This window comes from Streptomyces sp. NPDC086077 (assembly GCF_040686175.1).
In the GTDB taxonomy this organism is placed as follows: domain Bacteria; phylum Actinomycetota; class Actinomycetes; order Streptomycetales; family Streptomycetaceae; genus Streptomyces.
In genome coordinates, this window is the sequence record NZ_JBFBJT010000069.1 from 14,444 (window position 1) to 38,287 (window position 23,844).

General features: G+C 70.2%; 19 protein-coding genes. 17 read left to right on the forward strand and 2 right to left on the reverse strand.

Annotated elements, in window-relative coordinates; translation table 11 throughout:
• Positions 1-153 precede the first annotated feature (153 nt).
• Genes AB0O67_RS20700 through AB0O67_RS20730 form a run of 7 tightly spaced genes read left to right on the forward strand, consistent with a single transcriptional unit; the run spans position 154 to position 7,910 of the window.
• Positions 154-1,473: a SidA/IucD/PvdA family monooxygenase gene (locus AB0O67_RS20700; protein ID WP_365452079.1), complete on the forward strand. Its 1,320-nt coding sequence runs from the start codon at positions 154-156 to the stop codon at positions 1,471-1,473.
• Positions 1,461-2,519 (forward strand): FAD-dependent oxidoreductase, encoded by a 1,059-nt coding sequence (locus AB0O67_RS20705; RefSeq protein WP_365452043.1) that lies wholly within the window; start codon positions 1,461-1,463, stop codon positions 2,517-2,519. The genes AB0O67_RS20700 and AB0O67_RS20705 overlap by 13 nt, the downstream gene beginning before the upstream one ends.
• Positions 2,516-4,501, forward strand: a complete 1,986-nt coding sequence (locus AB0O67_RS20710) for a class I tRNA ligase family protein (RefSeq protein ID WP_365452045.1) — start codon at positions 2,516-2,518, stop codon at positions 4,499-4,501. The genes AB0O67_RS20705 and AB0O67_RS20710 overlap by 4 nt, the downstream gene beginning before the upstream one ends.
• Positions 4,498-6,015, forward strand: a complete 1,518-nt coding sequence (locus AB0O67_RS20715; protein ID WP_365452047.1) for an AMP-binding protein — start codon at positions 4,498-4,500, stop codon at positions 6,013-6,015. The genes AB0O67_RS20710 and AB0O67_RS20715 overlap by 4 nt, the downstream gene beginning before the upstream one ends.
• Complete coding sequence (locus tag AB0O67_RS20720; RefSeq protein WP_365452049.1) at positions 6,005-6,268, forward strand: acyl carrier protein; 264 nt, start codon at positions 6,005-6,007, stop codon at positions 6,266-6,268. The genes AB0O67_RS20715 and AB0O67_RS20720 overlap by 11 nt, the downstream gene beginning before the upstream one ends.
• Entirely contained in the window at positions 6,265-6,891 is a 627-nt protein-coding gene (locus AB0O67_RS20725; RefSeq protein WP_365452051.1) for a GNAT family protein, read from the forward strand. Before AB0O67_RS20720 ends, AB0O67_RS20725 begins: the two co-directional genes overlap by 4 nt.
• Entirely contained in the window at positions 6,888-7,910 is a 1,023-nt protein-coding gene (locus AB0O67_RS20730; RefSeq protein WP_365452053.1) for a C45 family peptidase, read from the forward strand. Before AB0O67_RS20725 ends, AB0O67_RS20730 begins: the two co-directional genes overlap by 4 nt.
• A gap of 73 nt (positions 7,911-7,983) precedes the next feature.
• On the opposite strand, the gene AB0O67_RS20735 is transcribed toward AB0O67_RS20730, so the two are convergent.
• Positions 7,984-8,757 (reverse strand): SDR family oxidoreductase, encoded by a 774-nt coding sequence (locus AB0O67_RS20735; RefSeq protein ID WP_060905141.1) that lies wholly within the window; start codon positions 8,755-8,757, stop codon positions 7,984-7,986.
• Positions 8,758-9,121: 364 nt separating this feature from the next.
• Between AB0O67_RS20735 and AB0O67_RS20740 the strand changes: the two genes are divergently transcribed.
• The 9 genes from AB0O67_RS20740 to AB0O67_RS20780 all read left to right on the forward strand — a co-directional run bounded on the left by AB0O67_RS20740 (position 9,122) and on the right by AB0O67_RS20780 (position 18,593).
• On the forward strand, positions 9,122-10,060 hold the full coding sequence (locus AB0O67_RS20740) for an alpha/beta hydrolase (protein ID WP_365452055.1): 939 nt from the start codon (positions 9,122-9,124) through the stop codon (positions 10,058-10,060).
• A 1-nt stretch (position 10,061) separates the two neighbouring features.
• Positions 10,062-10,994: a 3-oxoacyl-ACP synthase gene (locus tag AB0O67_RS20745; protein ID WP_365452057.1), complete on the forward strand. Its 933-nt coding sequence runs from the start codon at positions 10,062-10,064 to the stop codon at positions 10,992-10,994.
• A 41-nt stretch (positions 10,995-11,035) separates the two neighbouring features.
• Positions 11,036-11,299: an acyl carrier protein gene (locus AB0O67_RS20750; protein ID WP_365452059.1), complete on the forward strand. Its 264-nt coding sequence runs from the start codon at positions 11,036-11,038 to the stop codon at positions 11,297-11,299.
• A 103-nt stretch (positions 11,300-11,402) separates the two neighbouring features.
• The gene (locus AB0O67_RS20755) at positions 11,403-13,388 is read left to right on the forward strand and encodes an FAD/NAD(P)-binding protein (protein WP_365452061.1); all 1,986 of its coding nucleotides are present in this window, start codon (positions 11,403-11,405) and stop codon (positions 13,386-13,388) included.
• Between the two features lie 232 nt (positions 13,389-13,620).
• Positions 13,621-15,534: a hypothetical protein gene (locus tag AB0O67_RS20760; protein ID WP_365452063.1), complete on the forward strand. Its 1,914-nt coding sequence runs from the start codon at positions 13,621-13,623 to the stop codon at positions 15,532-15,534.
• An 86-nt stretch (positions 15,535-15,620) separates the two neighbouring features.
• Complete coding sequence (locus AB0O67_RS20765; RefSeq protein WP_365452065.1) at positions 15,621-16,844, forward strand: MFS transporter; 1,224 nt, start codon at positions 15,621-15,623, stop codon at positions 16,842-16,844.
• The gene (locus AB0O67_RS20770) at positions 16,810-17,310 is read left to right on the forward strand and encodes a transposase (RefSeq protein WP_365452067.1); all 501 of its coding nucleotides are present in this window, start codon (positions 16,810-16,812) and stop codon (positions 17,308-17,310) included. The genes AB0O67_RS20765 and AB0O67_RS20770 overlap by 35 nt, the downstream gene beginning before the upstream one ends.
• A 9-nt stretch (positions 17,311-17,319) precedes the next feature.
• Positions 17,320-17,928, forward strand: a complete 609-nt coding sequence (locus AB0O67_RS20775; protein WP_365452069.1) for a helix-turn-helix domain-containing protein — start codon at positions 17,320-17,322, stop codon at positions 17,926-17,928.
• Entirely contained in the window at positions 17,925-18,593 is a 669-nt protein-coding gene (locus tag AB0O67_RS20780) for a histone deacetylase (RefSeq protein WP_365452071.1), read from the forward strand. Before AB0O67_RS20775 ends, AB0O67_RS20780 begins: the two co-directional genes overlap by 4 nt.
• A gap of 18 nt (positions 18,594-18,611) precedes the next feature.
• On the opposite strand, the gene AB0O67_RS20785 is transcribed toward AB0O67_RS20780, so the two are convergent.
• Positions 18,612-19,571, reverse strand: a complete 960-nt coding sequence (locus tag AB0O67_RS20785; protein ID WP_365452073.1) for a D-2-hydroxyacid dehydrogenase family protein — start codon at positions 19,569-19,571, stop codon at positions 18,612-18,614.
• A 727-nt stretch (positions 19,572-20,298) separates the two neighbouring features.
• Between AB0O67_RS20785 and AB0O67_RS20790 the strand changes: the two genes are divergently transcribed.
• Positions 20,299-23,670 carry a BTAD domain-containing putative transcriptional regulator gene (locus AB0O67_RS20790; protein WP_365452075.1) on the forward strand — a complete coding sequence of 1,124 codons (3,372 nt, stop codon included), beginning with the start codon at positions 20,299-20,301 and terminating at the stop codon, positions 23,668-23,670.
• Positions 23,671-23,844 lie beyond the last annotated feature (174 nt).

Sequence of the window (23,844 nt, forward strand, 5' to 3'; positions counted from 1 at the left end):
CGACCTGCACTCCCCAGACAAATGTCCGAGAACGACCGCACTGATCCCGGCCCACGGGCAGACACCGACGGTGCCGCGCCAAGGCGTCGTGAAACGTGCCGACACCCTGCACCTCCACAGGAAGGACCTTTCGTGGGATCCGTAGAGAAGCCGATGACGGCGTCCGGTGCCGTCGAGCAGGCCAGTCACCTCCGGCTCGTCGGTATCGGCGCAGGACCAGCCAACCTGAGTCTGGCCGCGCTGCTGCACGGCGATTCGGGACAGCCGAACCTCTTCTTCGACCGTAAGCCGAGCTTCACCTGGCATGACGACCAGCTGATCAACGGTGCGACCCTCCAGGTGTCGATCTTCAAGGACCTGGTGAGCCTCTCCGACCCGACCAACCGGTTCTCGTTCCTGTCGTATCTGCACGAGCACGGCCGGATCTACCACTTCCTCAACGCCCAGTTCGCCGAGGTGCCGCGCACCGAGTTCCGCAACTACCTGGCCTGGGCTGCCGAGAAGAACGAGAACGTGGTCTTCTCCGAGACCGTCGAACGGGTCGACTTCGATGGCGTCTTCCGCGTCACCACCGATCGCCGTCAGGTCACCGCCGACAACATCGCCGTGGGCGTCGGCACCGTACCGTGGGTGCCCGAGTTCGCCCTTCCGTATCTGGGCGCGGGCCACTTCCACGTCAGTCAGTATCTGAACCACGCGCGCAACCTGGCGGGCAAGCGGGTCGCCGTGGTCGGCGGCGGCCAGTCCGGGGCCGAGACCTTCCTCGATCTCATCTCCCGGCCCGACTCCGAGCGCCCGGCCTGGGTCTCCTGGGTCTCCAAGCGCCGCAACTACTTCCCGATCGACGACTCGACCTTCACCAACGACTTCTACATGCCGGAGTACTCCGAGTACTTCTACCGGCTGTCGGAGTCCAAGCGCGCCGAGCTCAACTCGGCCCACCTGCTCAGCTCGGACGGGATATCCGAGTCGACCCTCCGGGCGATCTACCAGCAGCTGTACCGGCTCCAGTTCATCGAGCGGGACGAGCACCGCTTCGGGCTGCTGCCCAACCGGACCGTCGTGTCCGCCGACCGCACGGCCACCGGAACGTTCGAGGTGACGCTGCGTCACAACGACGAGTCCGGCCAGAGTCAGTGCCTCCCGGTCGACGCGGTGGTGTGGGCGACCGGTTTCCGTCCCACCCCCAAGAAGTTCCTTGATCCCCTGAAGGACCGCATCGAGACCGAGAACGGTGAGGTCCGTGTCGACGAGGACTTCGCGGTCGCCTGGGACGGCCCGCCGGACCGGAAGATCTTCGTGCAGAACGCGGTACGCGGCCAGCGCGGCCTGCCCGACGTGAACCTGAGCCTGAACGCCTGGCGGGCCCAGCGCATCGCCAACCGCCTGCGCGGGTGCAGCGCTCCCGAGATGGCGATGTCGTTCATCGACTGGTCGGCCAAGAGCGGACGGGGCACGCAGTGGACCGCGTAGACCTCGCCGTCGTCGGCGGCGGAGTCATCGGCGCGCTCATCGCCCGTGAGGCCGTCGCCGCGTTCCCCGACGCGACCGTCGCCGTCCTGGAACGCGGCCTGATCGGCCAGGGCGCCTCCAGCCGCTCGGCCGGTGTCCACTTCCCGCGCGGGGCGACCGAGCGCGTCAGGTCCATGTCCGAGCACTCCCAGCGTGTCTGGGAGCACCTGGCCGCCGAACTCGGCCTGCCCATACGCGCGGTGGGTGCGACGGTGGTCGCGGCCGGCGACACCGACGCGGTCTCCGCCACCTACCTGCGCCTCGGTGACGAGTCCGCCCCGGCCCGCGGCTGGGCGGTCCCGCCGGGCTCCCGGGCATGGGACCTGGACGGGTGCCAGTACGCCGACGTCCAGGCAGTCGCCGAGCGCGTTCTGGCCGGGCTGCGCGATCAGGTGACTGTTCTGGAGGGAACCGAGGTCACGGACCTCTCCTTCGACGGCGGGCACCACCGCCTCACTCTCGGCCCGGGGCAGGAGCTGCTCGCCCGCCGGGTCGTCCTGGCCCCCGGCCCGTGGATCGCGCACCCCGCCTGGGCCGGTCTCGTCGCTCCGCTCGGACTGCGCGTCAAGAAGGTCGTCGCCGCCCATCTCGAAGAGATCCCCGCACCCGGCGATCCGCTCGTGGTCTTCCACGACGAGGACGCGTTCCTTCTGCCGCTCCACGAGCGCGGTCACTACCTGTTCAGCTACACCTGCAACCGCTGGGACGTCGCCCCCGACGACATCGGCCTCGTCCTGGAGCCGTCCGACCTCGACGACGCCCGCGCCGTCCTGGGCCGCTTCGCGCCCGGCCTGGTGGCCCGGTGCACCTCGGGCCGGGTGTTCTGCGACGCGTACAGCCCCCGCCGCGAACCCGTCGTCGCCGAGCTGCTGCCCGGCCTGGTCTTCGCCGGAGCCGCGAACGGCTCCGGCTACCGGCTGGCCCCGGCCATCGCCGCCGAGACCGTCGCCGCCCTGGATCTCACACCGACCGGGGCCACCTCCCCGCTACTACAGAGGCAGTCATGATCCTCAACCAGTACAACGAATCCGAACTGTCCGACGCCTTCGGCATCGAGATGTCCCCGGTCGAGGGTCTCGGTGTCGGTGCCGGCTGGGGCCGTGTCGCCCCCGGTGCCTCCTCGCACCCCGACCGGCACGACGAGACGGAGTTCTTCGTCATCGTCGCCGGTACGGGCGAGCTGACCGTCGACGGCCGCGGCCACCCGGTCCGCCCGGGCACCGTGGTGCTCTTCGAGCCCTTCGAGTCGCACATCATCACCAACACCGGCGAGACGGACCTGGTCTTCCTGACCCAGTACTGGCGCGACTCGGCCCGCGCCCGTACATCGGCGACGTCGCGCGTCCGCGCGAACCACACCGACCGTCCCCAGTTCGTGTTCTCCACGCCGCCGACCCCGAACGGCGACCTCCATCTCGGTCACCTCTCCGGCCCCTACCTCGGCGCCGACGTCTACGTCCGCTACCAGCGCCTCATCGGCAACGAGGCGTGGCACCTGACCGGCAGTGACGACTTCCAGAGCTACGTCACGGCCGTCGCGGCCCGCCAGGACTCCACGTCCGCCGAGGTCGCCGCGCACTTCTCGGCGGAGATCGCCGCGACGCTCGCCGCGATGGACATCAGCGTCGACGAGTACTACGTCACGAGCACGGAGGACGGCTACCGCGAGGGTCTTCAGCGCTACTTCACCCGGCTCGTCGACTCCGGGCACGTCCGTCCCAGGGCGACGCCCGCCCTGCTCGACGCCGAGACCGGCGAGTACCTCTACGAGGTCAACGTCGGCGGCACCTGCCCCAGTTGCTCGCACGGTGCGGGCGGCAACATCTGCGAGGAGTGCGGCGAGCCCAACCTCGTCGCCGACCTCGTCGACCCGTCCTCACGCCTGAGCAGTGCCGCGCCGAAGACCAGCGAGGTCGTGCGCTACACCCTGCCGCTGCACGAGTTCGCCGATGCCGTCGCCGACCACCACAAGCGGGGCCGGGTCCCGGTCCGGCTGCGTGAGTTGGCCGAGCGGGTCTTCGCCCGCAAGACGCTCGACCTGCCGGTCTCGCACCCCTCCGACTGGGGCGTGCGGCCCGCCGGGGACGACCTGGACGGACAGGTCATCTGGGTCTGGCCGGAGATGAGCCACGGCTTCCTGCACGGCATCGAGCGACTCGGCGCCGGGATGGGGCAGCAGTGGTCGAAGGAGGCGCCTTCCAAGGACTGGAAGATCGTCCACTTCTTCGGGTACGACAACAGCTTCTACCACGCGATTCTCTACCCGGTCCTGTACGGGCTCGCCCACCCCGAGTGGAACCCGGACATCGACTACCACGTCAACGAGTTCTATCTGCTGGAGGGCCAGAAGTTCTCCACCAGCCGGCGGCACGCGATCTGGGGCAAGGAGATCCTCACGCCCGACACCGTGGACGCGGTGCGCTACTACCTCTCCCGCACCCGGCCCGAGGGCGAGCGCACCGACTTCCGTCGCGCCGAGTTCGACCGCGCCTGCGCGGACACCCTCGTCGGCGCGTGGCAGGAGTGGCTCACCGGTCTCGGCGAGCGCGTCGAGAACCACGGCGACGGCGTGGCCCCCGACGCGGGCACCTGGACGACCGAGCACACCGCGTTCCTGGCCCGCCTGTCGATACGGCTCGACGAGGTCACGGCCGCCCTCAACCCGGAGGGGTTCTCGCTGACGGCCGCCGCGTCCGCGCTCGACGGCATCGTCACCGACGTCCGCGCCTTCTCCCGTCAGCAGTCGGCCCTGGCGCACCACGGCCGGTGGAGCTCCGAGGCCCGTACCGCCCTCGCGCTCGAACTGGCCGCGGCCCGCCTGCTCGCCACCACGTCGGCGCCGCTGATGCCGCGCTTCTCGGCCAAGCTCGCCGCCGCCCTCGGCATCCCGGCCGTCGACACCTGGTCCGACACGGTCGGTCTGGTCGAGCCCGGCAGCCGCTGCACCCTCGCGGGCACCCGCTTCTTCGGCACCGGTGAGCAGCGATGACCGTATCGATCATCAACCGCATCATCACCGAGCGGCCCACACACGACGGCTCCCTCACCGTCACCGGACTCGGCCACCGCACCACCGTGCCGCTCTCGGCGTTCCACGACCGGGCCAGGGCCGTCGCCGCGGCGCTGGGCCGCCGGGGCATCGGCGCGGGCGACCGTATCGGCATCCTCTCGGCCAACCGGCTCGAATGGGTGCTGCTCGACGTCGCCGCGCTCATGCTCGGAGCGCAGACCGCCGGGTTCGAGCCCGGCAAGTTCAGCCCCGACGCCGACCTGGTCGAGCGCTACGGCCTCGACGCCCTCTACACCGACGTCCGGCTGCCCGACGACGCTCCGTCCGGGGTCCTGCCGATCTCGGCCGTCGCCGACTACGCCGAGGAGGACACCGACGGATTCGAGCCGGAGCAGTGGGCCGCGACGCAGTGCACGACCGTCAAGTTCACATCGGGATCGACCGGTGTTCCCAAGGGACTTGAGGCCACCGTCGGCAGCATCGACTCCTCGCTGCACGCCGTGCAGAGCCTGTTCGCGCACCAGCCCGGCGACGACATCCTGACGTTCCTGCCGCTCTCGCTGCTTCAGCAGCGTTACTGGCTGTATTCGGCGCTGTACTGGGGCCACGACATCACGATCACGACGTACCAGTCCGTCTTCGCCGTGCTGCCGTCCGTCCGTCCCACCGTCGTCATGGGCGTCCCCGCCTTCTTCGACACGGCCAAGCGGCACATCGAAGGCGTCATCGACGGGGGCGTCGAACCGGCCAAGGCCGCCGCCGAACTCTTCGGCGACCGCATCCGCTATCTGTGGACGGGTTCGGCGCCCGTCGACCCGGCGACGCTCGGGTTCTACGGTGAGGCCGGCCTGGCGATCTTCGAGGGCTACGGTCTCAACGAGACCTGCATCGCCACCAAGAACCATCCCGGGGCCCACCGGGAGGGCAGCGTCGGCCGAGCGCTGCCCGGCAAAGAGATCGTCATCGACGACGAGGGCATCGTCTGCGTCCGCAGCGACCATCCGGTCAACACCGCGTACACGTACGCCGCGTCGGGCGACAGCGAGCGCATGTTCCGGCCGGGCGGCATTGTGCGCACCGGGGATCTCGGCCGCCTCGACGAGGACGGATTCCTCTACATCCTCGGGCGCAGCGACGACGTCATCGTCCTCGACAACGCCAAGAAGATCATCGTCAGGCCGATCGAGACGCGGTTCCGCGACACCGGCGCGGTGGCCGAATGCGTCGTGTACTGCCCCAGCCAGGCCGGACTGGTCGCCGTCGTCTCACCCCACCCGGGACCGGTCGACACGGCCGCGATCGGCGAGGCCCTGGCCGCGGTCAACGCCGCTTCGGAGCGCGACGAGCGGATCATCCGCGTGATCGTCGCCGACGAGCCGTTCACCGTCGAGGGCGGGCTCCTCACCTCGCAGTTCAAACCGATCCGCAAGCGCATCGCGGACCGCTACAGAGACCGGATCGACAACCCGAAGGCAGGCATCCTTGTCCACTGACCTCGACACCCTGGCCCGCAAGACGCTCTCCCAGGTGCTGCGCGACCACCCGGACCCCGCGAGCCTCGACCTCGGCGAGAACCTCGTGGAGACGTACGGAATCACCTCGCTCAACAAGGTCCTTTTCCTGACCTCCCTGTGCAAGGCGGCGGACGTCGGACTCGACAACTTCACCGAGGACGACCTCGCCGGGATGCGCACCCTCGGCAATGTCGTCGACGCCCTCCGCCCCCACGCCCGCCTGAAGGGATGAGTTCCTTGACCCACCACGCCTGGAGCCGGCACGCCTCCGCCCTCCTCGGAAACGAGCACGTCGAACTTCACCCGATCTCGGAGGAAGACCGTGGACCCCTGCGCAAGATCGCGTTCGACGACCGGATCTGGACCTACTTCGTATCCCGTGTCGAGGGCGACGCTGATTTTGACCAGTTTTTCGACGCCATGCTCGCTGATCAGGCCGCCGGCAAGCGCGCGGTCTACGTCATCGTCGACAAGAGCACCGGACAGGTCGCCGGCAGCTCCAGCTACGGCAACCTGAGCGAAGCCGACGGGCGACTGGAGATCGGCTGGTCCTGGCTCGGCGTCGACTTCCAGGGCAGGGGCATCAACCGCTGGGCCAAGTACCTGCTGCTCCAGCACGCGTTCGATGTCTTGGGCGCCGAGCGCGTCGAGTTCAAGACCGACGTCCTCAACGTCCAGGCCCGCGCCGGACTGCGCAAGATCGGTGCGTACGAGGAAGGCGTCATGCGCAGCTTCAACCCGATGCCCGAGGGCCGCAGGCGTGACGCGATCTACTACTCGGTGCTCCGCGCCGAATGGCCCTCGGTCGAGGACCAGCTCCGCCGCGTCGGCAGGGCGGTCAACCCGTGCGCGTGACCGACGCGCCGCTCCTGGAGCTGTCCGGCTCGCCGCATGCCCGTGGGCTCCTCCACGGGCGCGCGCTGGCCGGGCGGCTCCGCGGCTTTCTCGACGACTCGCTCGCCCGCCTCGGCCACCTCACCGACCGGCCGGCCGACCTCGCCGCGCTGCGGCCCGACATCGCGGCCCACCGGGCGGTGACCGCCGAAGCGCTGCCGGACCTCGCCGCCGAGATCGACGGCCTCGCCGCCGGCGCCGGGATCGACCGCGACGCGGCCTGGCTGCTGCAACTGCGCCGCGAGCTGATCGGTTACAGCCGAGTCACCGCCGGGGACTGCACGACGTACGCCTCGGCCGGCGGCGGGCCGGTGCTCGCCCAGACGGTCGACCTGAACGGCAACCTCGACGACCAGATCGCCGTGCTGTCGGTCTCCGGGCCGCGCCACCGCTCCCTGGTGCTCAGCTTCGCCGGTCTCCTCGGCTACCTCGGTGTCAACGACGCCGGGATCGCCGTGGGTATCAACCTCGTCCTCGGCGGCGACTGGCGGCCGGGCGTGCCGCCGTACCTGGCGATCCGGCACGTCCTCGACACCGCCGGCACGGTCGAGCAGGCCGTCGGGATCCTCCGGGAGCTGCCGCTGGCCAGCTCGCGGGCGTTCATGATCTGCGGCGTGGACCGGACCGTGTGCGTCGAGGCCACGGTCGCGCGGCGACGCGTCCTCGAAGGCGACGAACTGGTGCACACGAACCACTTCCTGGACGCCGAGCTCGCCGAGCAGGACGAGATCAACGTCTTCGCCAAGAACTCCTCCAAGCGGCGCCTCCGGACGATCCTTGACGCGGGCATCCCGAAGGCCGGCGACACGGAGCACCATCACCGGCTCCTCGCCACGCCCCCGGTCCTGGTGCCGGACAACGGCGACATCCGGCGGGAGCGCACGGTCGCGGCGGTGATCCTGCGCCCGGACGTGGGGGAGATGCGGCTGTGGCCGGGCGACCCGTCCACCGTGCCGGAGCAGGTGCACGTCTTCCCGTAGAAGGTGCGACCCCACACACGAATCCGGCCCCGGGACCATGGACATGGTCTCGGGGCCGCATGCTCGGTGCGGCTCAGCGCCCGATGAGATGCTGCTGGTCCTGCGGTCGCAGGCGCAGGCTGTGCTGGCCGCCGTCCACGGCGAGCATCATGCCGACGGAGGCGCTCGACAGCGGGCTCGCCAGGTAGGCGATGGCGCCCGCCACCTCGTCGGCCGTCACCAGGCGGCCCGGCGCGAGGAACTTGAGCAGCGACTCCCGGGCGGCCTCCGGGTCCTCCGTCCCCTGCAGCTGCTTCTCCACCCACGGGGTGTCCGCCGTGCCGGGCGCGACACAGTTGACACGGATTCCCTCGCGGGCGTGGTCCGTCGCCATGGCCAGGGTCAGCGAGTACACGGCGCCCTTGCTGGCCGAGTACAGCGTGCGCGTCTGGTGTCCGGCCCACGCCACGATCGAGCACGTGTTGACGATCGACGCGGCGGGCGAGCGGCGCAGATGCGGCAGGGCGTACCGGGCGACCCGGACCATGCCGACCACGTTGACGTTCAGGACGTTCAGCCACTCCTCGGAGCTGTTCGTGGCGACATCGCCGACCGCCGGTATGCCGGCGTTGTTCACCACGATGTCGAGGCGGCCGAACCGCTCGACCACGGCCTCCACCGCCGCCTCGACCTGGGCGTCATCGCCGACGTCGGCCTGGACGCCGAAGACATCGTCCGGCAGGCCCTCCGTCTTGAGATCGAGGACGGCGACCTTCGCGCCCCTGCTGGTCAGCAGTTTCGCCGTGGCCAGACCGATTCCCTGGGCGCCACCCGTAACGATCGCCACGAGTCCTTCGAAGTCACTCACTGGTTCTCTCCTGTCACATGTCGAACTATCAGGAATGAACGGCGGCCACCACGTCGTCCGGGCGGCGCAGCCGCGGACAGAGCCGCGCGCGCAGCGGCCCGAGGAGGCCGGCCGGGGTCCACCGCGCCCCGGGGCCTCGGTGTCGGTCTGCGCAGTGGGCGCGTCCCGCGGCAGCACCGGAGGAGGACGTTACGACCCCACCGATTCCGCGGCGTCCGCGGCAAGTTCATGGAACGGACACATCGCGCTGACCCATTCCCGCATCGGCTCATCACCTCGGTTACCCGGTGCGGTCCGGGGCTGTGCCACTCTCGATTTCGGTTCGGATTTTCTTGATGCAGTCCTGGGAGCTGAGGGATTTTTCATGCCGCTTGATCCGCTCTACGCGGGAATCAGGGACTACCGTGTCACCACCGGATTCACGCCGCTTTACACCATGTCGGTGGACCGGGCCCGGGTAGCGGATCGGGAGACCGAAGCCGAGATCTGGGACTGGGTGAAAGAACCCGAAGAGGTATTCGACTTCGACATCGACGGTCCGGCGGGTCCGCTGACGCTGCGGACGTACCGCCCGCAGCGCGAGAACGACGATCCGCTCCCAGTGGTGGTGTACTTCTTCGGCGGCGGCTGGGTCGTCGGCTCCCTGGACACGTGCGAGGCGATCTGCCGCGCGGTGGCCAGCCTGACCCCCTGTGTGGTCGTGTCCGTCGGCTACCGGCTCGCGCCCGAGCACCCGTTCCCGGCCGCCATCGACGACTGCTACGCCGCCGTGCGGTGGGTGGGGGAGCACGCGTCCGAACTGGGCGCCGACCCCGCCCGCATAGCCGTCGCCGGAGACAGCTCCGGCGGCAACCTCGCCGCGGTCATGGCCCTGATGGCCCGGGACAAGGGCGGGCCGACGGTCTCCGCCCAGGTGCTCGTCTATCCGCCGACGCGCAATGACGCCACGACGCGGTCCATGAGCGACAACGTCGATCCGATGTTCTTCAACGCGAAATCGTCGGCCTGGTTCTGGGAGCACTACCTCGCCGATCCCGCCGACGGCGAATCGCCTTATGCCTCACCGGCCAAGGCGGCCGACCACAGCGGACTTCCGCCGGCTCTGCTGCTGACGGCCGAGTACTGCCCGCTGTACGACGAGGGCGAGGAATACGCGAGAATGCTCTCACGCGCGGATGTGCCGGTGGAGTTCCACCCGCACAAGGATCTTCCGCACGGCTTTCTCCAGCTTTCGGCCGTGCTGGAGACGTCCAGGAACGCGATGCGCCTGATCGCCGACTTCCTGCGCAGGCGGCTGGGCTGACATGAAAATGACCGAAGACCGGCGCGTAGTGCTGCGCTCGCCCAGGTATGTGCTCGGCGAGGTCGAGACAGATCATTCCGAGATCAAGGGATTCGCCGCATTCGTGGACGACCGGCTGATTGTGCCCGATGCCGCGATGTGGGGCTGGGGCACCGTGCGCCGTACGGAACTCGACACGGCCACGCTCGCCGTACGGGCCGGACGGCAGACCCTTGACGCGGCGGGCGTCGCGCCGGACGAGATCGATGCGCTCGTGCTGTGTTCCAACACGTTCCCCAGCGAGGTCGGGGAGCACGGTGACCTGATCGCGACGGTCCTGCGCGGCCTCGGACTCAGCGACGTCCCGGTCACCGGGATCACCCTGAACCGGTGCGCGTCCCTGCTCACCGGTCTGCAGACGGCCGCCACGATGGTTGCCGCGGGCCGGCACCGGACCGTGCTGGTGATCACCACCGACGCGGTGCCCGACGAGTCCGCGCGGCTGGCCGACTTCGCCCTGTTCAGCGATGGCGCGGCCGCCTGCCTGATCTCGCAGCGGGTGGACGGCGCTCCCGAGTCCTACGAGTGGGTCGCCGACGCGCACGCCCAGGACCCTGCCTCCATGCTCCAAGGCACTGAGATCAGCGCCGACTTGGCCAAGGCGGCCAACCAGCGGCTGTTCGCCGGGACCGGTATCCGCGTCGAGGAGATCGACGGCCTGCTGCACAACAACATCTTCCTGCCGATCGTGATGATGAAGGAGGTCCAGGCCGGGTTCCGCCCGTCCCAGCTGGACACCTCGAACATCACCAGGGTCGGACACTGCTTCGCCGCGGACCCGCTGATCAACCTCGTCGACCGGCAGTCGGCCGGCGGCGTCCGCCCGGACGGGCTCTACCTGCTGGCGTCGAGTGTGTCGGGGCTGCGGATGTGCGTCCTGCTGAGGGCCGTATGAGCGGCCCTCACCTCCAGTCACCCAACGAAGGAGTCACCGAAGTGCAGAAGAACGCCGGCGCCGAGGCCACTACCCTGTCGTGGCTGCAGACCACCGTCCGGGAGGTGCTGCAGCTGGCCGAGTCCGAGGAGGTCACCGCGCGGACCCTGCGCGAGCTCGCCGCGACCTCGCTGCAGACGGTCGGCGTGCAGTACCGCATCCTCCGGGAGAGCTCGGTCCAGGTGGAGATGAGCGAGCTGATCGGCGACGCCACTGTCGCGGAGCTCGCCGCGCTGATCGACGGACGCAGGCGGAGCGCCGCGTAACCCACGGCTCCCGTGATGGATGCGCCCTTCTGCTCGTTCACGCGACGGGTCGTTCACGCGCATGCGATATGTCCCCACCCTGACCGAGGCGTAGGAACGGAATATGACGAGTTCACTGGCCGTGGCAATCATTGGTGCCGGCCCACGTGGCACCTCTCTTCTCGAACGTCTCATCGCCAACGCTGCCGAGTGTGCGCCGGACCGGACGGTCGACGTCCACGTCATTGATCCTCACCCACCAGGGGGCGGCCGCATCTGGCGGTCCCGGCAGTCACCGCTCCTGTGGATGAACACCACCGCCGGCAGCTGCACCATGTTCACCGACGAGACCGTCGCATGCGAAGGCCCGATCGTCCCCGGTCCCACGCTCAGCGAATGGGCCCAGGAACTGGCCACAGGCCGCCTGTCGTCGCCCGCAGGGTTCCGGCACGCTCCCTCCACGGCGGCCGAGGCAGGGAGGATGCACGACGGCTGGTTCACTACGCGTCGGACGCAGAGCGACTATCTGTCGTGGGTGTTCCGGAAGTTGGCGAAGAATGGCACGCCCCAGGTGCAGGTCCATTCACATGTGGGCCGGGCCGTCGACGTGCACGACCTTCCCCTTGGCCGGCAACGCGTTGTCATGGCGGACGGCCTTCCCCCGCTGGACGTCGACATCGTGCTGTTCGCCCAGGGCAACGTCGATGTCGAGCCGGATGCGGAAGAGGTGCGTCTCACGGAGTACGCGGCCGCCCATGACCTGTGCTATCTGCCCTCGGGATCGACCGCCGATCATTTCCTCGACCGGATACCCGCCGGCGAACCGGTGATTGTGCGGGGGCTTGGACTGTGTTTCATCGACACCGCCGTACTGCTGACCTCCGGCCGCGGCGGCACATTCCATCGTGATGACTCCGGTGAGCTGCACTACACGCCATCCGGTAAGGAACCCGTCCTCTTCGTGGGGTCGCGGCGCGGCGTACCGTACTGGTCGAAGACCCACTACAGCCTGGCCGGATCACCCCCGGAATCGTTCGGTCACCTCGACGCCGCGGCCGTGGCCGCCCTCGGCGACCGCCCCCTTGACTTCGCCGTGGACATCTGGCCGTTGATCGCCCGCGAAGTCACCCACGCGGGTTATTGCGAGCTTGCTGCATCGCACCAAGAGCTCCTTGACATGGACGCCCGTCAGTTCATTCACCGCCTCGACACCCTTGATTGGGACGGACCGGAACTCAAGGAGCTGGTCGATCAGGCAGTGCGGTTCGACGGGGACCGGATCGACCTGGAGGAAACAGCCCATCCGCTGGCCGGCCGCCGCTTCCCCGACCTGGATGCCTTGCAGAGCTGGATGGTCGATTACATCGACACAGGAGTGCGACGCGGGCGCGATCCTCGGCACAGTGCGGACCTGGCGATGGTGCACGGTCTGTTCTCCGCCTTCTCCAGGCTGGTTGAACTCGTCGACGAAAAGAGAATCTCTCCCACCTCATGGGAGCGGGATCTGCCGGCGTTTCTTGATTTCTGTCGATTTCTCACCAGCGGACCGCCCGGACCGCGGCTGGAGGAACTGCTCGCCCTGACCCGTGCCGGCGTCGTCAGATTCCTTGGTTCGGAGATGACGGTGACCACCCACGACGGGCTCTTCCACGCGCGGTCGTGCAACGTCAACGGATCGATCACCGCCCGGGCCCTCATCGAGGCCCGGCTCCCGGAGCGCACCATGCTTCGCGTGAGTGACCCCTTGCTGCGCAAGCTGATCCAGCGCGATGAGATCAGAGAAGAGACCCCATCGGCCCCCGACGGCGGCGACCGGTATCCCACGGGTGTCATCGATACCGTGGGTCTCATCGACACCGATTCTCTCAATCGCCTGAAGCGTGCCGATGGGACCACCCACGAGAGCCGTTTCGGGGTGGGAACGCTGTTTTCGGGAAGTGTGGCATCCGGCCGGTTCCCGTCCCCGAAGAGCAATGATGAATTCTTCCGGCAGAACGACATGATCGCTCGTGCCGCGCTCCATGAACTGTGCCGACGTGAAGTCGATCAGCGTAAGCGAAGCGTGCAGGCGCATCGAGAAGAGGTAAGCGTCATGTGTCCTCGCACATGAATGTGCTGTGGATACGCGGGGCGCCGGAGCGGACGTACCGTCTTGATGCCTCGATACGTCGGTGCGGAGCGCTGTCGCGAGCCGACCAGGATCCCTCGGATGCTGGAAAGCCGGTTTCGGCTGCCGAACGCCATGGCTCTTGATCGTTGGTTGCCCGAGGCCGATTGCCGTTGTGAAGGAGTCATACGTGGTGCAGTCCGAGATTCATGTTTCCGGCGGCGATACCGCAATCATGTCGGCCTCGCCCTTCTCCCTCCTGGAGGACGCCTCCTCCTACGCCGCTGCCGTTGACGCGTTCCTCGCGGATGCGGCCCGCGCGAAAGTCCCGGTCTGGACCGATGGGCGAGTCGATCTCGCGGCCTCCGCCGCATGCGCGGCGAGCGTGTACGGGGACGCGCGCCGGCCGGCCGCCTGCTCGTACGGCGTCATGCTGGAGCCTGAAGCGCTGCCTGCCGGTCTGGTCGCGCTCATGGATCCACTCGCCGGCCATTGGCTCGACAAGGGAGAGGTCGGAGCCGGTTTGCTCGACACGCTCTTCCCGCAGGAGCCACGGAGTGAGTACGGACAGCGGGAGGCCGGTGAGGATGCCGGCCGGGGCGAGGTGCACTCCCTGCTGATCGCCGGTCTGTACGAGCACCTCACGGTGGACACCATCTGGCCCCTGCTGCGCGCCGCCGAACGCCGGCCCGACGTGCGTCTGAGGATCCTGACCGGCCGGGATGCGGCTTCCCTGGCCTGGTTCACCGCCAAGCAGTACGTCCGTAAGGCCCCGGACGTACAGGAACTCGGCATGTTCACCGCCGTCGACCGCGGGCTTTCGCGCAGCGGCATCCGCCTGCTCGACGCGCGGGGCATGGAGACCGCGGACGTCAGGTCCGAGATCCTCGGCACCCGCTGGAGCCGCCTCCTTCTGCAGGGGCACGGCAAGGACGACTCCCTCAATCTCGCCGACTACACCATCTGCGGCCTGAACTCGCTCGTTCCCCGCAAGGAGAACGTCATCGGCCCGATCTGCGCCTACTCCGACGAGCCCACCTGCTACCGACCCCTGGACAAGCTGATCCAACTGCGCGACATCCGCGCGGCCGAGGTCGTGCTGAGCTCGTGCAACAACGGCCCTTTCACCGACGCGGCCATCTACGACCCCAAGTACCAACTGATGCTCAATGCGATCGACGGCACCGCCAGGGACGTCGTGGCCGCGATCACGGCACACGACGCCGGGCGTGCGGAGAACCTTTCCTGGATGGAGACGGTCCTCGCACACGGTTCCTCCGCCGCGGCCTTCAACTCCAGCATCCGCACCGCGGGCCCCTCTCCCGCGTACGTCCACTTCGGCATGGGAGACGACGAAGAGGCCATCACGCCGGAGCCGCCCTCACTGATGCCGGAACCGCTGCTGCTGACCACCTCCGCCCGCGTCACCGCCTATCTGGCGGGCGGACTCCTTCGGCTCAACAACCCCCTGCGATCCAGCCTCGAGAACCTGGCCACCAGGATCGACAGCCAGGTCGCCAGGGAGTCCCAGGCGGTTCACGACCCGGCCGAGACGACCCGCGGCCTCCTCGACGACCTGCAGTCGCTGGACCTCGCCATCGTCGAGCAGTTCGTGAGCAATCCGGAGAACGAACTCAGCGATTCCTTCAGCCACTTCGGAGAGCGCAGCCGTATCGATTCCTCGTCACTCGCGAGCGTGCGCTGTCAGTGCGGGCGACCTGCCGAGCGCTTCATCCGGCGTGCCCTGGTACCCACCGCGCTCGACACCGAAGGCGTCATCTGCACGCGGTGCAGTGATGTCGCCTTCCGGCTGCCCGGTGGACCCTCACTGCTGATCCACGCCGAGGAGGATCTGCTCCAAGGAAGTATCCAGCAGGTGCGGGTGGAGGTGCGCGATGCCCGCCCGGGCACGATCCACCTCGGCCTTTTCGTCGCCAAATACGGGCGTGAATACTGCACGGTCACACCGGATCTGCAAAGGGTCGACATCGGGCCGCAGGGAGACGGGGAGACCGAGTTCACCCTGACCGTGGTCCCTTACGCGGCCCCCATGGCCTATTACCTGACGGCATACGCCGTCCAGGACCTCGCCGTAACGATGGCTCGCCATCCCTACGGCGTCTTCCCCGCGCCCGACGGAAGCGAGTGACCCCGCGTTCCTCGTGAGCACGCTCGACAGCCGCGTCACATCTGAAGCACTCACCGTAGGCAATCTTTCCTGAAGTGGGCGATACCATGGCGAACACCACGATCCCCGGCGAACCCGAGACCTCCCCAGCACCCCCGTCCGGGGAGAACCGACTCGTCGCCGCCGCGCGGAGCAGAACCATGCGCGCCCCGCTGTTCTGGAGTGTCGTCGGGCGATTTCCCTTCTACCTGGTCGGCCTCGCCCTGGTGGTCTTCACCACCTCGAAGGATGCCGGCTACCTCTCGGCCGGCCTGTTCCTGGGCGCGTACAGCCTGGGCACCGCGCTCTTCGCGCCGCTCGTCGCCCGCCGCGTCGACAGGTACGGGCAGACGAGTGTGCTGCTCATCACCGGTGTCGTGTACCCGGTGTCGCTGATCGGCTTCGTCACCTTCGAATCCGGGTCCCTGGCCGCGCAGTTGGTGTGCGTGGCCGTCGCGGGCGCCACGGTTCCGCCGATCAGCGGCTGCATCCGCGCCCTGTGGCGCGCGACGGACGGGCTGGAGCCGGCGGGTATCTCCCTGGAGACGGTGCTGTTCAACGTCTTCCTGATCGGCGGGCCGCTTCTGCTCAGCGTCATGCTGCTCCTGGGCAGCCCGGGGGCGGCCATCGTCCTGGGCGGCCTGCTCGCCGCCGCGGGCTCCATCGGGTTCGCGACGACCCGGGCCTCGCGAACCCAGCCCGCCACCCCGAGCGAGCGCGACCCCCTCGGCGCGCTCCGCTCGGGGGGCCTGCTCCTGGTGCTGGCCCTGGTCGCCTGCACCGCCATCAGGACGGGGATCTACAACGTCGCGCTGCCCGCCTTCGCCGACGATCACGGCTCGGCCGGCAGCGTCGGCCTGTTCTACGCGGCGTGGGGCGTCGGCGGGATTCTCGGCGGACTCTGGTACGGAAGCCGCAATCGGCGCTGGTCCCTCAAGCTCGCCGTCAGGGTGGGCCTGCTGGTCGTCAGCGCGGGCGCCGCCCTGCCCGTACTCGTCTGGGACAACTGGTCGATGGGCTTGGCCCTGGTCGTCCTCGGCTCGTTCGAGGCGCCCATGACGGTGATCCTGTACGAGATCATTTCGCGGACCGCACGCGAGAGCCATGTCACCGAGGCATTCACCTGGTCCTCCACGATCAGTCTCGGCGGCTCCGCGCTCGGCGCACAGATCGGCGGCCTGCTCATCACTTCCCCCGGCACCCAGATGGCCTTTCTCTGCGCGTGCGCCGTCCTGCTGGTCGCCGTCGCCATCGCCTTTGCGACCCGCCACCGGCTCGCGAAGGCCTTCTGACCCCGATGCCGAGCGCCGCCGGACGGCCGGGACACCCGAGACCGTCCAGTTCGCGGCCAAGCCCCGCCTGGCCTGGGAGATGATCGCCGCCGCGCTGAACGCCGGAGTGCAGGCACCATGGGTGACCGGCGACGAAGCCTATGGCCAGGATCCACAGCTCCGTGCCGCCCTGGAATCACGTGGGACCGGCTACGTGATGGCCGTCGCCTGCTCAACTCAGGTGCTGATCAACCACGGTCGCACCCCTGTCCGCGCGGACATCGTGGCCGACCGCCTGCCGGCCACCGCCTGGCAGCGGCACAGCGCGGGCCCCGGCGCGAAGGGACCGCGCTGCTACAACTGGGCCTGGATCCACATCGGCGGATTGCCTGACGCGGGCCTCCGGGCGATGAGGCGGACAGCCGAGCGCCTCGCGACGGTGGCGCCGGTTTCTTCCCACAGAGATGTGGATGAGGTATCCGATTAGACTCGTCGCATGACGAGCGCCCCCCAGCGCAAGGACGCCGCCCGTAACCGGGAGCGGATCGTCGCCGTGGCCCGGGAGCTCGTGGACGAGGGCGCACCACTGCAGCTGAACGACGTCGCCCGCCGCGCCCACCTGGGCGTCGGCACCGTCTACCGCCACTTCCCCACCGCCGAGGCGCTCCTGGAGACCGTCGCGACGCCCGGCCTGGAGGCACTCGCCGCCTGCGGTGAGCAGGCGCCGGCCGACGACGACCCCGGGCGTGCCCTCGCCCGCTTCCTGACCCGCACCGTCGAGGCGCAGGTCACCGACGCTTCCCTGGCCACGGTCACCGCCGCGGCCACGGACACCTTGCCGCGCACTACCGAACTGAAGCGGATCCTGAGGGCGGCCGGGGGACAACTGCTCGACCGGGCCCACGCGGCCGAGGCCGTACGCGCCGACCTGACCGGCGACGACCTGGTCCCGCTGATGTGCGGAATCGTCTACGCCGCGAACGTCCGCAGCGGCACCGCCGACCGCGTCGGGACCGCCCGCCGCTATCTGGCCTCGCTGCTGGACGGCCTCCACCTCGCCGCCGCCGAGCAGAGGCAGCCCGCTGTGAGGGACAAGCCGGCGTGAAGGCCCTCGCGAGCATCGACCCCACCCCGCCGACGGACCGGCACCCCGAGCGGGTCTGGTACACCTCCTACGGCTCCAACACGCATCTCGACCGGCTCGCCTGCTACATCAGGGGCGGTCGGCCGGTCGGTGGCGTGCGGGAGTATCCGGGGTGCCGCAACCCGACGATGCCCACCCGGTCGAAGCCGGTGGAGCTGACCGGAGCCATGTACTTCGCCACCAGGTCCCTGGTGTGGGGTGGTGGCCGGGCCTTCTACGACCCGCGGGCCGGCGGCCGGGTGCTCGCCAGGGCGCATCTGGTGACCGCCGACCAGTTCTTCGACATCGCCGCCCAGGAGATGTACCGGGATCCGGGAATGGACCTCGACCTGGTCGACGTACTGACGAACGGGCGTGCCGTCCTGGGGGAGGGGCGCTACGAGACCCTGGTGTGCGCCGGTCAGGTCGCCGGGCTGCCTGTGCTGACCTTCACCGCTCCCTGGCGGATGGACGACGTGCCGTGGGTCCCGCCCTCGACCGCCTACGTGCGGTACCTGACCTCGGGCCTGCTGTCGGCGGGTGCGTGGGACATTGAGGCGATCACGTCGTACGTCGCCGCCTGCCCGGGCGCGTCCGGTCGCTGGTCCGAGCAGGCCCTCGCCGATCTGTTGAGCCCAGGGACGTAGGGCAGGGGCGGGGCCCGGTCAGCCGAGGAGGCGGACGGGGGTGCCGGCGAGGTAGGCCTCGATGTCCTCGACGGCCTGGCCGTAGTAGCGCCGGTAGTTGGCCTGGGAGACATAACCCAGGTGCGGGGTGGCGAGGAGACGCGGGGCCTCGCGCATCGGGTGGCTGTCCGGCAGGGGCTCGCTGTCGAAGACGTCCACCGCCGCGCCGGCGATGCGGCCCTCGTGCAGGGCCGCGAGGAGGGCCTCCTGATCGACGATCGCCGCGCGGGAGGTGTTGATCAGGTGGGCGGTGGGCTTGAGGAGGGCCAGTTCCGCCGGGCCCAGGAGGGCTCGGGTGCGGTCGCTCAGGGCCAGGTGGACCGAGACGAAGTCGCTGGTGGCGAGGAGGTCCTCCTTCGTGGGGGAACGGTCGACCCCGATCTCGTGCGTGCGCTCCTCGGTGAGGTTCTGGCTCCAGGCCGTGACCTCCATGCCGAAGGCCAGGCCGATCCGGGCGACCCGGCTGCCGATCTTGCCGAGGCCGAGCAGGCCCAGGCGGCGGCCGTGCAGGTCCGCGCCGACGGTGGACTGCCAGGGGCCGCCGGTGCGCAGGGCGGTGTTCTCCTGGACGACGCCGCGGGCCAGACCCAGGATCAGGGCCCAGGTCAGCTCGACCGGGGGAGTGGAGGAGCTCTCCGTGCCGCACACGGTGACGCCGTTCGCGTGCGCGGCGGCGTAGTCGATCACCGAGTTGCGCATGCCGGAGGCGACGAGGAGCTTGAGGCGGGGGAGCCGGTCCAGGAGCGAGGCGGGGAAGGGGACGCGTTCGCGCAGGGTGACCACGAAGTCGAAGTCAGCCAGAGCCGTTGCCAATTGGTCCTCGGTGGGGACGTGGTCGGGGAAGGTCACGACCTCCACACGGTCGCCGAGCGGGGTCCAGTCGGCGACGGTGGTCGCGACGCCTTGGTAGTCGTCCAGTACGGCGCAGCGGTAGCGCATGTCTCGTCCTCCCGGGGCGGGTGTCTCTCCCCAGGGTGGCGGGTGCGCCTCGTGTTCGGACGCGGGCCCCCGTCGTTCACCTCTGCCGACCGGGGCCCACTGGCGTCCCGGGCCCGGCCGCGGCGGCGACACTCCCCCGAGTTGCGCGGACGTACGCGCGCACCGTCGGGCCAGATCCGATGATGTGATCACATCAGGCCGCGCCAACGGATCGCTAACATGTGGCCAATGGTTTTCCCTGGCGTCGGCCCGGGGCCGGCGTGAAGCCGCCGGGTGGACGCGGGGAAAAGCCGTGACGGCGGTGCACTCACCTGCTGGAACGCTGGCGGGTGCCGATGGTGTCGCCCGGGTGCGGGTGGCGGAGAAGTGCGGGGGCGGGGGCAGGAACTCGCCCAGAGTGGTCCGTCTTGTGTGGTGGAGCGTGGCCCGGCTCGGGCCCGCGCTCGGGCGTGGGCGCGTGCGTGGGAAGGCTGTGGGCGGTGTGATGCGGTGCGGACCTCGGTTCGGACTGCGGTTCGGACTGCTGGGGCCGCCTGTTCTGTACGGGCCGTGCGGCGGGGAACCGTGCTGCGGGGAGCCCTTCGACGGGGAGACACGGGAGGCCGGCGGCGAGCCGGCGACGCCCGACGGGTCCGACGACCTCGGGGGCGCGGGCGCTAGTTCAGGTCTGGAGACAGGGACGGGGTCCGCGTCACCCGGACCTGCCGTGCGCCCCGTCAGCAGCCCCATGGCACGGGTTCTCCTCGCCGCCTTGCTCCTCGAAGCCGGTCGGGTCGTGCCCGTCGCGTCCCTCAAGGACACCTTGTGGGGTGGCGCGCCGCCCGCCTCCGCGCAGGCCTCCCTGCACAACCACGTCGCCCGGCTGCGCCGGATGCTCGACGATCCCGGGCGCCTGCGTGCCGTGCCGCCCGGATATCTGCTGCGGGTCGAGCGGGGTGAGCTGGACGTCCATGTCTTCGAGAGCCACGTCGCCGGGGCGCGCGCCGCGCACGCGGGTCGGGAGTGGGCGCGGACGGTGCGCGAGTGCGCGCGGGCGCTCGCGCTGTGGCGGGGTGCGCCCTTGAGCGGGTTGTCGGCCGAGGTGGGCGGGTACGCGTTCGTGCAACGGCTGGTCGAGGCGCGGCTGCTGGTACTGGAGTGGCGGTACGACGCCGAGCTCGCCCTGGCGGCGGAGCGGGTGGCCGGTGGTGACCGGCTGGCCGGGCTCGTCCCGGAGCTGGCCGCACTCGCCGCCGAGCATCCGCTCCACGAGGCGTACCACCGCCAGCTCATGCTCGCCCTGCACCGCACCGGCCGCCGTGCCGAGGCCCTCGCCGTCCACCGCGATCTGCGGTGGCGGCTCGTCGAGGAGCTCGGGGTCGAGCCGGGAGCGGGGGTGCGCGCGGCCCATGTGGAGGTGTTGCGCGCGACGAGGAAGGGGGGCGGGGCGGCGCGCGACGATTCGGGCGGCGCGTCGCTGCCGGGCGGGAGTGCGGCGCGGGCGGACGTGCACGGCCCGGGGGCCTGCGCTCCCCGGCCGTTCCAACTACCGCCACCCCCGGCCCACTTCACCGGTCGCGAGTCGGTGCGAGACGCCCTGCTGCGGAGCCTTACCAGGCCTGCCGCGCTCGCCGTCGTCAGCGGCATGGCCGGCGTCGGCAAGAGCGCGCTCGCGCTGTATGCCGCACATGCACTGGCGGAACGTTTCTCCGACGGTCAGCTCTACGTCAATCTGCACGGCGCCACCCCGGGCATGACCCCCCTCACCGCCGGTCAAGCACTCACGGCGCTCCTCCGCGACCTCGGCGTCGAACCCCGCAGCGTCCCCGAACACCCGGATGCCGCCGCCGCGTTGCTGCGCTCGCTGCTCGCCCCGACGCGCACGCTCCTGGTGCTGGACGACGCGGCGAGCGCCGCGCAGGTGCGGCCGCTGCTACCGGCCGGTGCCGGGTGCGCGGTGATCGTCACGAGCCGTTCGCCGCTGACCGCGCTCGACGGCGGCAGGCGCTTCCGGCTCACGCCGCTGAGCGGAGCGGAGAGCGCGGCGCTGCTGCGCGCGGTGTCCGGGCGGGACGGGCTCGACGCCGGGCACCCGCTCGTCGAACTCAGCGGCCGACTGCCGCTCGCCCTGCGCGTCGTCGCCGCCCGGCTAGCCGCCCGCCGGGCGCTCACGCCGGACGTACTCGCCGGTCAACTAGCCGCCACCGAAGGGAGGTTGCACCATCTGGAGTACGACGACCTGAGCGTACGGCGTTCCCTCGCCGTCGCCCATGACGCGCTCGCCGCCTCCGACCGCGAGGCCGACCGGGACGCCGCCCTCGCGCTGCGCCGCGTCGGCGCGCTCGACCTGCCTTCGTACGGTGCACCTTTGATCGCCCGCCTCACCGGCACCGGCGAACGCCGCGCCGAGGCCGCGCTGGACCGGCTGGTCGACGTGGCCCTCCTGGAGGAGACGGCGTACGCCCGCTACGCACCCCACGACCTGGTCCGCGACTTCGCCCGCGAACTCGCTGCGGCGGGCCGACGCGGCGAGGACGACGGCACGGGACCCACCGGGGTGACTGCGGCGCAGTCGGCGCGTGGGCGTCGCCGGGAGACCACCGGCGACCAGCACACCGACATGACCGAGCCCTCTACTGCGGCCCCGGTGGGCGCGCCCACCACAACGACCGACCACACCCACCCCACGGGCGGCACCCCTGGGCCCGCCCATCACGGGGCCGCCGCTCCCGGGGCCGTCGACTCCGGGCCCGCCGACTCCGGGGCCGTCGACTCCGGGCTTGCTCATCGTGGGGCGGCCGACTCCGGGCCCGCCGACTCCGGGGCCGCCCATCGCGGGGCCGACGCCCCCGGGACCGCCGGCCTCGACGCCTCCCGCCCCGACCTCGCCCACCTTCAGGCCGACTCGCACCTTCAGGCCGACTCCCACCTTCAGGTGGCCGCCCACCCCCGGGTCTCCGCCCACCCTGACGCCCGCGACGATCTCATCGACACCGCCCTCCGCTGGTACGCCGCCAGCGCCGAGCGCACGCTCGCGGCCATCGTCGAACCCGGGCTCGACCAGGACGACCGGCGTCGTCCCACCGCCGCACAACCGCCCGAGCATGCCGCGTACGTGGCGACCGTCGCCGCATTCGACGGGGCCGAGGCGGCGTTCGCCTGGGCTGACGGTGAGTTGTGCAACGTCGTCGCGCTGGTCGAGACGTACGCCGAGGGCGCCTGTGAGCGCCGCGCCGCCTACCTCTCCACCCTCCTCCGGCTGCTCGCCCCTTGCCTGCACCGCAGCGGCCGCATCCCCGAGTTGGAACTGCTCGGGCGGGCCGCGCTCCAGTTGGCGCGGCGGCTCGGGGACACGGCGGCGGAGGCGACCGCGTTGGTCGACCTCGCCGGAATGCACTTCCTCACCGGCCGGCACAGCGAGGCGCTCGCGCTCAACGACGAGGCGCTCGCCCTCTGGCGGCACCTCGAAGCCGCCTCCTGGATCCGGCGCTGCCTCAACAACCGCGGGCTGCTGCTCGAAGGCCTGGGACGGTACTCCGAGTCGGAGGACGCGCTGCGGCAGAGCCTCGGGTACTCACGCCGGCTGAACGATCCGTACGGCGAGGCCGTGACGTACAGCCATCTCGGCAACCTGCACGAGCACACCGACCCTCGTGTCGCCGTCGAGCACCACCGTCGCTCGCTCGCCCTCGGCGTCGGGATCGGCGCCGTCATCGTGCAGCACTCCGCGCACTGCAACATCGGCTACGCCCATCTCACCCTCGGTGAACCGGCCGCCGCCGCCGAGCACTTCGAGGAGAGCCTGCGCATCCTCGGCGGTCACGGCGACTGGCACGGCGAGTCCCAGAGCCGGCTCGGTCTGGTCCGCGCGCTGCGGCAGCTGGGCCGTGCCGCGCATGCCGAGAGCGAGTGCGCGGAGCTGCTGCGCCGTGCCGACGCCCGCTCCGACCGGTACACCGGGGGACTCGGCCGGCACCAGTACGGTCTGCTGCTGCGCGACCAGGGCCGCGAGGACGAGGCGCACCAGGCGTGGCGCACCGCCCTGACCGACCTGGACGGCACGGACGAACGGGCGGTCGTCACGGAACTCCGGTCCCTGATTCCGGGTTCGCCTCCCTGATCCCGGCTTCCTCCTGATCACTTCGCGTCCGCATAGCACCCCACCACCGCCGTGGAGAACGGAAACCGCACCGGCGTCTGCCCGAACGTCAGCCGGGCCGCCAACGCCCCCGCCTCCCGGATCGCGGCGACGACCGTCTCGGCCTCCTCCTGCGGACAGTGCACGATCACCTCG

Coding starts and splice junctions, on each gene's coding strand:
- AB0O67_RS20710 (WP_365452045.1), top strand. CDS start 2,516: ATGATCCTCAACCAGTACAACGAATCCGAACTGTCCGACGCCTTCGGC.
- AB0O67_RS20760 (WP_365452063.1), top strand. CDS start 13,621: ATGTCGGCCTCGCCCTTCTCCCTCCTGGAGGACGCCTCCTCCTACGCC.
- AB0O67_RS20790 (WP_365452075.1), top strand. CDS start 20,299: ATGGCACGGGTTCTCCTCGCCGCCTTGCTCCTCGAAGCCGGTCGGGTC.
- AB0O67_RS20745 (WP_365452057.1), top strand. CDS start 10,062: ATGAAAATGACCGAAGACCGGCGCGTAGTGCTGCGCTCGCCCAGGTAT.
- AB0O67_RS20755 (WP_365452061.1), top strand. CDS start 11,403: ATGACGAGTTCACTGGCCGTGGCAATCATTGGTGCCGGCCCACGTGGC.
- AB0O67_RS20775 (WP_365452069.1), top strand. CDS start 17,320: ATGACGAGCGCCCCCCAGCGCAAGGACGCCGCCCGTAACCGGGAGCGG.
- AB0O67_RS20715 (WP_365452047.1), top strand. CDS start 4,498: ATGACCGTATCGATCATCAACCGCATCATCACCGAGCGGCCCACACAC.
- AB0O67_RS20765 (WP_365452065.1), top strand. CDS start 15,621: ATGGCGAACACCACGATCCCCGGCGAACCCGAGACCTCCCCAGCACCC.
- AB0O67_RS20740 (WP_365452055.1), top strand. CDS start 9,122: ATGCCGCTTGATCCGCTCTACGCGGGAATCAGGGACTACCGTGTCACC.
- AB0O67_RS20785 (WP_365452073.1), bottom strand. CDS start 19,571: ATGCGCTACCGCTGCGCCGTACTGGACGACTACCAAGGCGTCGCGACC.
- AB0O67_RS20700 (WP_365452079.1), top strand. CDS start 154: ATGACGGCGTCCGGTGCCGTCGAGCAGGCCAGTCACCTCCGGCTCGTC.
- AB0O67_RS20725 (WP_365452051.1), top strand. CDS start 6,265: ATGAGTTCCTTGACCCACCACGCCTGGAGCCGGCACGCCTCCGCCCTC.